This is a genomic window from Microbispora sp. NPDC049633 (assembly GCF_040675265.1).
Classification (GTDB): Bacteria; Actinomycetota; Actinomycetes; order Streptosporangiales; family Streptosporangiaceae; genus Microbispora; species Microbispora maris.
The window spans coordinates 1-10,652 of sequence record NZ_JBFAOO010000231.1 but is presented as its reverse complement, the minus strand read 5'-3'; the positions used below and the strand labels follow the sequence as shown (position 1 = coordinate 10,652).

The 10,652-nt window shown below is 72.7% G+C and carries 9 protein-coding genes; 4 read left to right on the top strand and 5 right to left on the bottom strand.

Annotation, left to right across the window (positions count from 1 at the left end; all coding sequences use genetic code 11):
• From AB0J39_RS34625 to AB0J39_RS34615, 3 genes are all read right to left on the bottom strand, one after another.
• The coding region (locus AB0J39_RS34625; protein ID WP_363472524.1) for a hypothetical protein at nucleotides 1-186 on the bottom strand (186 nt) is incomplete at its 3' end.
• Between the two features lie 126 nt (nucleotides 187-312).
• Nucleotides 313-1,266, bottom strand: a complete 954-nt coding sequence (locus tag AB0J39_RS34620; RefSeq protein ID WP_363472522.1) for a Ppx/GppA phosphatase family protein — start codon at nucleotides 1,264-1,266, stop codon at nucleotides 313-315.
• An 83-nt stretch (nucleotides 1,267-1,349) separates the two neighbouring features.
• Nucleotides 1,350-2,351 carry an NADPH:quinone reductase gene (locus AB0J39_RS34615; protein ID WP_363472521.1) on the bottom strand — a complete coding sequence of 334 codons (1,002 nt, stop codon included), beginning with the start codon at nucleotides 2,349-2,351 and terminating at the stop codon, nucleotides 1,350-1,352.
• Nucleotides 2,352-2,456: 105 nt separating this feature from the next.
• On the opposite strand from AB0J39_RS34615, the gene AB0J39_RS34610 reads away from it, so the two are divergent.
• The 4 genes from AB0J39_RS34610 (at nucleotide 2,457) to AB0J39_RS34595 (ending at nucleotide 8,359) form a co-directional block, all read left to right on the top strand.
• Nucleotides 2,457-4,205 (top strand): RecQ family ATP-dependent DNA helicase, encoded by a 1,749-nt coding sequence (locus tag AB0J39_RS34610; RefSeq protein ID WP_363472519.1) that lies wholly within the window; start codon nucleotides 2,457-2,459, stop codon nucleotides 4,203-4,205.
• A 125-nt stretch (nucleotides 4,206-4,330) separates the two neighbouring features.
• A complete protein-coding gene (locus tag AB0J39_RS34605; protein WP_363472517.1) occupies nucleotides 4,331-4,714 on the top strand; it encodes a hypothetical protein in 384 nt (127 codons plus the stop codon).
• Between the two features lie 157 nt (nucleotides 4,715-4,871).
• Nucleotides 4,872-7,271 (top strand): Tex family protein, encoded by a 2,400-nt coding sequence (locus AB0J39_RS34600; protein ID WP_363472515.1) that lies wholly within the window; start codon nucleotides 4,872-4,874, stop codon nucleotides 7,269-7,271.
• 482 nt (nucleotides 7,272-7,753) lie between these two features.
• Nucleotides 7,754-8,359, top strand: coding sequence for a hypothetical protein (locus AB0J39_RS34595; RefSeq protein WP_363472513.1), 606 nt, complete (start codon nucleotides 7,754-7,756; stop codon nucleotides 8,357-8,359).
• A gap of 86 nt (nucleotides 8,360-8,445) precedes the next feature.
• On the opposite strand, the gene AB0J39_RS34590 is transcribed toward AB0J39_RS34595, so the two are convergent.
• Both AB0J39_RS34590 and hutU read right to left on the bottom strand, forming a co-directional pair.
• Nucleotides 8,446-9,693: an allantoate amidohydrolase gene (locus AB0J39_RS34590; protein WP_363472511.1), complete on the bottom strand. Its 1,248-nt coding sequence runs from the start codon at nucleotides 9,691-9,693 to the stop codon at nucleotides 8,446-8,448.
• The coding region (hutU, locus tag AB0J39_RS34585; RefSeq protein WP_363472509.1) for a urocanate hydratase at nucleotides 9,686-10,652 on the bottom strand (967 nt) is incomplete at its 5' end. The genes hutU and AB0J39_RS34590, both read right to left, overlap by 8 nt.

The window sequence follows — 10,652 nt, the reverse complement described above, 5'->3', positions numbered from 1 at the left end:
CCGCGCGCGCCCGTCCGTGCCCGTGCCCGCCGGGACGGGCATGGCCCGTCCGCCGGACTCGCGCCCGGTGCTCACCGCCATCGCGCCCAGCCAGGCGAGGGTCGCGACCGCGATCGCCACCACCGCTGCGAGCACCAGCACCGCCACCGCCGCCAGGGAGACCACGGCTCCCAGCAGCTCCACCATTGAGATTCCTCCAGAGGTCGACCCCGATTACGGCACTCCGGCGGCCGGTGGAAGACCACCCGCCACATGAGGGAACGGAAATTGCCGGATATTGGTGCCTTGCCCCGTTTGGATGACCCTCATACCTTACTGATCGGCCACCGGGGGCCTGCCCATGGGCAGGCCGTCGAGTCTGCGCAGGATCACGCCCTCCCGCAGCGCCCACGGGCAGATCTCCAGCACCGGCAGCTCGAACAGGTCCATCGCGGCGTCCGCGACGACCGCGCCGGCGAGAAGCTGCGCGGCCCGTCCGGCGGACACGCCCGGAAGCTCCGCCCTGCGGGCCGCCGGCATCGCCGCCAGCCGGGCCGTCCACTCGACCAGGTCCTCGTGCGCCAGCGTCCGCTTGACGTACGGGCCCTCGCCCGACGAGGCCGCCCCCGCGATGCGCGCGAGCTGGCGGAAGGTCTTGGACGTGGCGACCGCGTGGTCGGGCCTGCCGTACCTGGCGACCGCCCCGGCGGTCCGCCCGATCTCGGTGCGCACGTGCCGGCGCAGCGCGCGGAGCTCCTCCGGGCCGGGCGGGTCGGCGGTGAACCAGTCGCGGGTGAGCCGTCCCGCCCCGAGCGGGAGAGAGACCGTGACGTCGGGCTCCTCGTCGATGCCGGAGGCGATCTCCAGCGAGCCGCCCCCGATGTCGGTCACCAGCAGCCGCCCGGAGGACCAGCCGAACCAGCGGCGCACGGCCAGGAACGTCAGCCTGGCCTCGTCGTCCCCCGACAGCACCTGGATGTCCACCCGCGTGTCGGCCTTGATCTGGGCCAGCACGTCCTCGCCGTTCACCGCGTCGCGCACCGCCGAGGTGGCGAAGGCGACCAGGTCCTCCACGCCCTTGTCCTCGGCGATGCGGGCCGCTTCACGCACGAAGGCTCCGAGCCGCGCCGCGCCCTCCTCGCTGAGCCGGTCGCCGCCGACGAGATGCTCGGCCAGCCGCAGCTCCTCCTTGTGGGAGAACGCGGGGAGGGGCCGGGCACCCTGATGCGCGTCCATCACCAGCAGGTGCACCGTGTTGGAACCGACGTCCAGGACTCCGAGTCGCATGCTCCCGACGGTACCGCCCGCCCGGGCAAGATCCTCGCCTCCCGGCCTCACTCGGGTCCTCACTGGGCCCCTCAGTGGGGGCCTCACTCGGGCGCGACGTCCACGAGCACCTTGCCGACCACGCCCGACTCGACCGCGTCGTGGGCGTCCGCCGTACGCTCCAGCGGGTAGTGGTGGAGGGGCAGCCCGGCCTCCTCCCCCACCCGCAGCGCGCCCGCCTCCACCGCCGCGCGCACGTCGGCCACGGCGGCGTCCTTGGCGGCCTCGGGCACCGTGTAGACGAGGACGAACTGGTAGCGGACGTTGCGGGTGAACAGCCCGCGGACCGGCAGCGTGACCTCGTCTCCCCCGTTGTTCGCGTACACCGCGACCACCCCCTGCGGCGCGGTGACCGCCGCGTCGAGCGCGGCGTTGGGCGCGGGCGCGACCTCCACGACGATGTCGGCGCCGCCGGGGGCGACGCCGCGGATCTCCGCCACCGGATCGCCGGTGCGGTAGTTCACGACGTGGTGCGCCCCCGCGGCCCGGGCCAGCGCAGCCTTCTCCGGCCCGCTGACGGTGGCCACCACGGTCGCCCCGGCCCAGCGGGCGAGCTGGATCGCGGCGTTGCCCACGGCGCCGGCGCCGCCCGCGACCAGGACGGTCCTGCCGTCGAGGGCCCCGGGGGCGAGCCGGTCCGGCCCGCCGTCGGCCACGGTCAGGCAGCGGTGCGCGGTCAGCGCGGGGATGCCGAGACTCGCGCCGAGGTCGAGGGAGGCCCCGTCCGGCAGCGGCACGACCTGCCGCTCGGGCAGCACGACGTACTCCTGGGCGGTGCCGTCCGGCCTCCCCCAAGCGGCCTCCCACAGCCACACGCGGTCCCCCGGGGACACCCCCGTCACGCCCGGTCCGGCGGCGTCCACGATCCCGGCGCCGTCCTGGTCGGGCACGACCTCGGGATGGCTCAGCGTGCCGCGCCGCGCCTTCCAGTCGGTGGGATTGACCCCGGACCGCACCACCCGTACGCGGACTTCGCCGGGTCCCGGCTCGGGCACCGGCCGCTCGGCCACGCGCAGGACTCCGCTGTCACCGGTCTCGGAATACACGATCGCTCTTATAGGAGCGGTAAGCGCCCGGTCCGCGCGGCTATTCCGGTTCGGCCATTTCCTCCGGGGTAGTTGCAGGCCGATCGGGCGAGGGAGTGCGATGGCATGAGCGTCAGGCAGAGGTATGGGGGTCTGTCCGGCGGACGACCCGGTGACAGGCTCGGCGGCGCCGGGGGCGGCTGGTCGCGGGACTGGTCGGGAAGCTGGGCCGGAGGCTGGGCCGGGGGCCGCTTCGGCCGGCGGTTCGGGCGCAGGGGCAGGCGCCTGCGGGCCACGGCCAGGGACGCCTTCGGCTGGCAGCAGCTGCGTCCCGGCCAGCAGGAGGCGATGGAGCTCCTGCTCGCCGGACGCGACGTGCTGCTGGTGATGCCGACCGGCGGCGGCAAGTCGGCCGTCTACCAGGTGCCCGGGTTGCTCCTGGAGGGCCCGACGGTCATCGTGTCGCCGCTCATCGCCCTGCAGCGCGACCAGGTCATGGGCCTGCTCAAGGCGGGGGCCGCGGGCGCGGTCGCGGTCAACTCGGCCGGCTCGGTCGAGGCGGGCCTCGACCAGGTCAGCGCGGGCGACGCCGAGTACGTGTTCCTGTCGCCGGAGCAGCTCGCCAAGCCCGAGGTGGTCGAGCGGCTGGCCGCGGCCCGGCCGTCGCTGATCGCCGTGGACGAGGCGCACTGCGTGTCCGCCTGGGGCCACGACTTCCGGCCGGAGTACCTCCGGCTCGGCAAGGTCATCGAGCGTCTCGGTCATCCTCCGGTGATCGCGATGACGGCCACGGCCGCGCCGACCGTGCGCGAGGAGATCATCGAGTCGCTCGGCCTGACCGGGGCGCAGCAGATCGTCCGGGGATTCGACCGGCCCAACCTCAACCTCGAGGTCCACCGGTTCACCGACGACGACGACAAGCGCACGAGCCTGGCCGACCACGCCGCCGGGCTGGACGGCGTCGGGCTGGTATACGTGGCGACCCGGCGCCAGGCCGAGGAGTACGCGGAACTGCTGAAGGAGCGGGGCCGCCGGGCGGAGGCGTACCACGCGGGGATGAAGTCGAAGGATCGCCGCCGCATCCACGAACGGTTCCAGGACGACGACCTCGACACCGTCGTGGCGACCTCGGCGTTCGGGATGGGCATCGACAAGCACGACGTGCGCTACGTGCTGCACGCCGCGCCCCCCGAGTCGCTCGACGCGTACTACCAGGAGATCGGCCGGGCGGGCCGGGACGGGAACCCGGCCGACGCCGTGCTGTTCTACCGGACCGAGGACCTGGGGCTGCGCAAGTTCTTCTCCGGGGGCCGGGCGGACGAGAACCTGATGCGGCGGATCGCGACGCTGGTCCACGAGCACGGCGGCGAGGTGGCCGCCGCCGACCTGCGCGAGCTCCTCGACATCGGGGCGGCCAGACTGACCTCGCACGTCAACCTGCTGGAGCGGGCCGGCGCCTTCGAGGTCTCCCACGGCGGCGCCCTGCGCTACGCGCCGGACGGCCCGTCGCCGGACGAGGCCGCCGCCCGCGCGGCGGAGATCGACGACATCCGGCACCGGATGGAGGACTCCCGGCTGGAGATGATGCGCGGCTACGCCGAGACCACCGGCTGCCGGCGCCGGTTCCTGCTGGAGTACTTCGGCGAGCCGTACGAGCGGTCGTGCGGCGACTGCGACACCTGCCGCTCCGGGACCGTGACCCCGCCGGAGGCCGGCGACGGGCCGTTCCCCATGCACGCGGACGTACGGCACGCGGAGTGGGGGCACGGGATCGTGATGAGCCGTGAGCAGGACCGGATCACGGTGCTGTTCGACTCCGTGGGCTACAAGACGCTGGCGCTCGGCGTGGTCGACGAGCTGCTCGAAGTGGTCTGACGGACCTTGCGGTCCGCCAGACCCGCTGGGCAATCATTACCGATCGTGGCCTTGATCCCACTTGCAGTGGTTTCACCACCTGTTGAGACTCGAAGACGGAGGTCGTGAGTTCGGGGGTGGGACCGGTGCGTGAGGGAGTCAGTACCAGGGAGACGTGGCCGTTCGAGTGCCTGCACTGCCTGCGGGTCTGGGAGGAGGAGTACGTCGTCCACCGCAGGGACGACGAGCACGGCAACGACGTCGTCGTGTGGACCCGGGAGGGCGTGGCCGTGCAGCCGCCCTGGTCGGGGATGACCTGCCCCGGGTGCGGCTGCGGGACCGTGACCACGTTCCCCACCGGCTACCTGGCGCACCATCCGGAGATCGCGCTCGGCCGTCCGGCTCTGGAGATGCCCGCGGAGGAGGAGTCCTCCCGAGGCGGATGGTGGTTCACGTCGCACGGCCTGATCACGCTCGTGCTCCTGCTGCCGGCCGGTCTCGGCCTGTACGAGAGGATCACGGCGCGCTGAGCCGCCCCGCCCAGGAGTTCGCGGACGTCACCCGAGGATTCCGAGGCCGCGCGGGAGGGTGCCGGTGCCCGGGTGGGGCGTTGTCCACAGGTGGCACGAGGGGACCCGGCGGATCCGGCAGAATGAGAGCCCTCCCGGAAGAAGGCGGATCAGGATCGTGACGACGTCCATTCAGCAGCGGATCGCCGAAGAGCTCGGCGTGCGCGAGAGCCAGGTCACCGCGGCCGTCGACCTGCTCGACGGCGGGGCGACGGTGCCGTTCATCGCCCGCTACCGCAAGGAAGCCACCGGTGCGCTCGACGACGCTCAGCTGCGCACGCTGGAGGAGCGGCTGCGTTACCTGCGCGAGCTGGAGGAGCGGCGGGCGGCCATCCTCGACTCGATCCGCTCCCAGGGCAAGCTCGACGAGGCCCTGGAAGCGCGGATCATGGAGGCCGACTCCAAGGCCCGGCTGGAGGACATCTACCTGCCCTTCAAGCCCAAGCGCCGGACCAAGGCGCAGATCGCCAGGGAGGCGGGGCTGGAGCCGCTGGCGGACGCGCTGCTGGCCGACCCGTCGCTGGACCCCCAGGCGACCGCGGAGGGATACGTACGCGAGGGCGTGGCCGACGCCACCGCGGCGCTGGAGGGCGCCAGGGCCATCCTGGTCGAGCGCTTCGCCGAGGACGCCGACCTCATCGGCGACCTGCGGGAGCGGATGTGGTCCCGAGGCCGGCTCGTCTCCCAGGTGCGGGAGGACAAGCAGGAGTCCGGGGCCAAGTTCTCCGACTACTTCGACTTCTCCGAGCCCTTCACCCGGCTACCCTCGCACCGCATCCTCGCGATGTTCCGGGGCGAGAAGGAGGAGGTGCTCACGCTCACCCTCGATCCGGAGGCCGAGGAGCCGAACGACTACGAGGCGCGGATCGCGCGGCGTTTCGGCATCTCCGACCAGGGCCGTCCGGCCGACAAGTGGCTGCTCGACACCGTGCGCTGGGCCTGGCGGACGCGCGTCCTCGTCCATCTGGGCATCGACCTGCGCACCCGGCTGTGGCAGGCGGCCGAGGAGGAGGCCGTGCGGGTGTTCGCGGCCAACCTGCGCGACCTGCTGCTCGCCGCTCCCGCCGGGGCGAGGCCGACGATGGGCCTCGACCCGGGCCTGCGCACCGGGGTGAAGGTCGCGGTCGTGGACGGCACCGGCAAGGTCGTGGCCACCGAGACGATCTACCCGCACGAGCCCAGGCGGCAGTGGGACCAGTCACTCGCGGTGCTGGCCCGGCTGGCCGCCGAGCACAAGGTGGAGCTGGTCGCGATCGGCAACGGCACCGCGTCGCGGGAGACCGACAAGCTCGCCGCCGAGCTGGTCAAGCACATGCCGAACCTCACGAAGATCATGGTTTCGGAGGCCGGGGCCTCGGTGTACTCCGCGTCGGCCTACGCCTCGCAGGAACTGCCCGGTCTCGACGTCTCGCTGCGCGGCGCGGTATCGATCGCACGGCGGCTGCAGGACCCGCTGGCCGAGCTGGTCAAGATCGACCCCAAGTCCATCGGCGTCGGCCAGTACCAGCACGACGTGTCCGAGGTGAAGCTGTCGCGCTCGCTCGACGCGGTGGTGGAGGACTGCGTGAACGCGGTGGGCGTGGACGTCAACACCGCGTCCGCCCCGCTGCTGACCCGGGTCTCCGGCATCAGCGCAGGACTGGCGGAGAACATCGTCGCGCACCGGGACGCCAACGGGCCGTTCCGCTCCCGGACCGGCCTGAAGGGCGTGCCGCGGCTCGGGCCGAAGGCGTTCGAGCAGTGCGCGGGCTTCCTGCGCATCCCGGGCGGCGACGACCCGCTTGACGCCTCCAGCGTCCACCCGGAGGCATATCCGGTGGTGCGCCGCATCCTCGACTTCAGCAAGAGCGACCTGCGCACGCTGATCGGCAACACCTCGGCGCTCCGCACGCTGAAGCCGTCCGACTTCGTCGACGACACCTTCGGCCTGCCGACCGTCACCGACATCCTCAAGGAACTGGAGAAGCCGGGCCGCGACCCCCGTCCGGCGTTCAAGACCGCCACCTTCAAGGACGGCGTCGAGAAGCCCTCCGACCTGTCTCCCGGCATGATCCTGGAGGGCATCGTCACCAACGTCGCCGCGTTCGGCGCGTTCGTCGACATCGGCGTGCACCAGGACGGCCTCGTCCACGTGTCCGCGATGTCGAACTCGTTCGTGAAGGACCCGCGTGAAGTGGTCAAGCCCGGCGACATCGTCCGGGTCAAGGTGCTCGACGTCGATCTCCAGCGCAAGCGCATCTCGCTCACGCTGCGCCTGGACGACGAGACGACGGGCAACGGCCGCAGGGGCGGGCCGGACGGCGAGGCCCGGGGCGACCGGCAGGGCGGCCGGCGCGGCCAGCCGCGCCAGAACGCTCCCCGTCAGAACCAGGGTGGCCAGAACCAGGGAAGCAGGGGCGGGTCGGGCCGCGGCAACGGGCGGGGCTCGGGCGGCGCGCCGCAGGGCGGCGCCATGGCCGAGGCCCTGCGCCGGGCCGGCCTCGCCGACCCCGGCTCCGGCGACCGCCGCTCCCGCTGACGGCCCCCCGGTCCACTGCCTGCTCGTATCCCGTTCCGGTGGCCGCGGCCCGCGCCCGTTATCGCCACGGCGAGCGGGTGGCCGGGGCGTGCCGCCGCGGGGCCGCGGCCTGGACGCGTGCCGTACTGGTCCCGGCCGGTCGGTCCTGCCCGGCCCGTACGGGCCGTGCGCGGCGACGTCGGCGGGACTCGCGTACGCGGACGTGAGTGTCATGGGGTCTCCTCGACGCGGTGCCGGCGCATCCGCTGGACGCCCTCGCCTGGGGCGTAGGGCAAGCCTCGGCTCGGTGAGGTGAGCGCCGCCCCGGCGACCGCCGGGGGACGATGACGGCCGCAGGTGCTGTGGAGGCAAGGGCGAGCATGGCCCCCTCATCCTCGGCGGCCCCCACGGTGCCGCAGCGAACCCCGCCGACGGCCCGGGCTCCAGGGAGAACGAACAGCGGCAGCGAAATGCCCCGCGAGGCCGTGGACGCGGGGCACAGGGTGATCAGGCTCGACAGACGGTCGTCTTCGTCACTACTGCTGTTGTTGCTGTTGCTGCTGCTGTCCCTGTTGCTGCTGTTGCTGCTGCTGTTGCTGCTGTTGCTGTTGCTGTTGCTGTTGCTGTTGCTGCTGCTGCTGCTGCTGTTGCTGTTGCTGTTGCTGTTGCTGTTGCTGTTGTTGCTGCTGCTGCTGCTGTTGCTGTTGCTGTTGCTGTTGCTGTTGCTGTTGCTGTTGTTGCTGCTGTTGCTGTTGCTGTTGCTGCTCCGGACGCAGGCGCTCACGATGGCGCCTGCGGCAGTCGCCGCCCGGACAGTCCCCCGTCGTCGACGACGGCCGGATGACGTGTTCGGTCGTGCCGGAGGCGTTGGCGGGCTGCGTCTGCATCGTGACAGGGACGACGAGGGCCGAAGCCGTAATGACGGCAGCAGCCATTGCGCTCTTGAACATGGGTATTCCCTCCGTTGGCTCCGCGTGGTGAAAAGGCGGACGACGTCCGAACGCACGGAGTTCGAATCGATCCATCGAACCTTGGATCTGGACCCTGATTTCACGCTAGAGGCACCAAACGCCCCAGTCACCCATCAGGGAGCAAACAAGCACTGGTGACACCAGAAAGCGCGTAGCACTGTATGCGCCCAATTGGAACGTCGTTTGGTCCCTCGTACCGGTGTGAACTCCAGCCGCCGGTTCGCTCAGAGATCCGCGCCGGGGCCGTCGGCGGCCGGAGCGAGCAGGTCCTCCAGAACGGCGGCGAGGGCGGCGACCCCGGCGAGGCAGTCGGCCTCCTCGGCGTGCTCGTACGGCGAGTGCGAGACACCTGTGGGGTTGCGGACGAACAGCATGGCCGCCGGGACCTCCCCGGCGAGGATTCCGGCGTCGTGCCCCGCCCCCGTGGGCAGCACGGGCGCGCCGCCGAGGACGCGCGCGACGCGGTCACGCAGTGGCGCGTCGAAGTCCACGACCGCCGTGTAGGACTCCCGGGTCACCTCGGCAGCCCCGGCCGCCCGGGCCGTCTCCTCGACGAGGCTGTCCAGCAGGGCGGCGTCGGGAGCCCGGCAGTCGAGCCACGCGGTGACCAGCGACGCGATCGCGTTGGTGCCGTTGGGCTCGACCCTGACCCTGCCGAAGGTGGCCAGCGCCCCCAGGCGCTCGGCGCCGGCGCGTGCGGCCAGCACGGCCGCCGCGTAAGCCGGCATGGGGTCGCGCCGGTCCTCCAGCCGGGTGGTCCCGGCGTGGTTGGCCTGCCCATGGAAGTCGAAACGCCAGCGGCCGTGCGGCCAGATCGCGGAGGCGACGCCGACCGGATGCGGCGTGCCGGCGAGGTGACGGCCCTGCTCCACGTGCAGTTCCACGAACGCGCCGATCCGCGCGAGGCGCTCGTCGTCGTGCCCGGCGGCCCCCGGGTCACGCCCCGCCCGTTCCATCGCCGTCGACAGGGTGACGCCGTCCGCGTCACGCAGCGCCCCGGCCGTCTCGGGGCGGACTGCGCCGGTCATCAGCCGCGACCCCAGACAGGCCAGGCCGAACCTGGCGCCTTCCTCCTCGGTGAAGTTCACCACCGCCAGCGGCCGCTCCGGCCGCAGGCCGCGCGCCCGCAGCGCGTCGAGCGCGGCGAACGCCCCCACGACGCCCAGCGGGCCGTCGTACGCCCCGCCGTCGGGCACCGAGTCCAGGTGGGAGCCGGTCACCACGGCGTCCCCGGCCGCGGGATCGCCCAGCCAGGCCCACTGGTTGCCGTTGCGGTCGATCTCGTACGTCAGGCCTCTCTCGCTCGCCTGCCCGGCGAACCAGGCCCGGCACTCGGCGTCCGCCGCCGTCCAGGCGTGCCTGCGGTACCCGCCCGTCGCGTCGTACCGGCCGACGGGCAGCAGGTCACGCCACATGCGGCGGAAGCCGTCCGCCACCTCCTCGGGCAGGACCCGCGCCGCTCCCTCAGGCATCGGCGTCCGCATCGGCCCGCCCCTCCCCGATCTCGACCGGCTGGGTCATCGGGACGCGTACGCCCCGCTCGCGGGCGACCTCGGCGGCCCGGTCGTACCCGGCGTCCACGTGCCGGATCACACCCATGCCGGGGTCGTTCGTCAGCACCCGGCGGATCTTCTCCCCCGCCAGCGGCGTGCCGTCGGCGACGGTGACCTGTCCGGCGTGGATGGAACGGCCGATGCCGACCCCGCCGCCGTGGTGGATCGACACCCAGGACGCGCCGGAGGCCACGTTGACCATGGCGTTGAGCAGCGGCCAGTCGGCGATCGCGTCGGAGCCGTCGAGCATGCCCTCCGTCTCCCGGTAGGGCGAGGCGACCGAGCCGCAGTCGAGATGATCGCGGCCGATCACGATGGGAGCGGAGATCTCCCCGGAGGCGACGAGGTCGTTGAACCGCTCGCCGGCCCGGTCGCGCTCGCCGTATCCCAGCCAGCAGATCCGCGCGGGCAGGCCCTGGAAGCGCACCCGCTCCCCCGCCATCCTGATCCACCGGGCCAGCGGCTCGTTGTCCGCAAAGAGATCGAGGATCGCGCGGTCGGTCGTCGCGATGTCGGCCGGGTCGCCGGACAGCGCCGCCCACCGGAACGGGCCCTTCCCCTCGCAGAACAGCGGCCGGATGTAGGCGGGCACGAACCCGGGGAAGTCGAACGCCCGCGCGTACCCGGCGAGGCTCGCCTCGCCCCTGATCGAGTTTCCGTAGTCGAACACCTCCGCGCCGGCGTCCTGGAAGCCGACCATCGCCTCGACGTGCCGGGCCATCGACTCGCGGGCCCGGTGGGTGAACCCCTCGGGGTCCTTGCGCGCGAGCGCGGCCATGTCCTCGAACGCGACGCCGAGCGGCAGGTAGGCCAGCGGGTCGTGCGCGCTCGTCTGGTCGGTCACGACGTCGATCTCCGCGCCCCGGGCCAGCAGGGCG

Excerpts from the sequence above, each read along its gene's own strand:
- AB0J39_RS34620 (WP_363472522.1), bottom strand. The coding sequence starts at position 1,266 with ATGCGACTCGGAGTCCTGGACGTCGGTTCCAACACGGTGCACCTGCTG.
- AB0J39_RS34610 (WP_363472519.1), top strand. The coding sequence starts at position 2,457 with ATGAGCGTCAGGCAGAGGTATGGGGGTCTGTCCGGCGGACGACCCGGT.
- AB0J39_RS34590 (WP_363472511.1), bottom strand. The coding sequence starts at position 9,693 with ATGCCTGAGGGAGCGGCGCGGGTCCTGCCCGAGGAGGTGGCGGACGGC.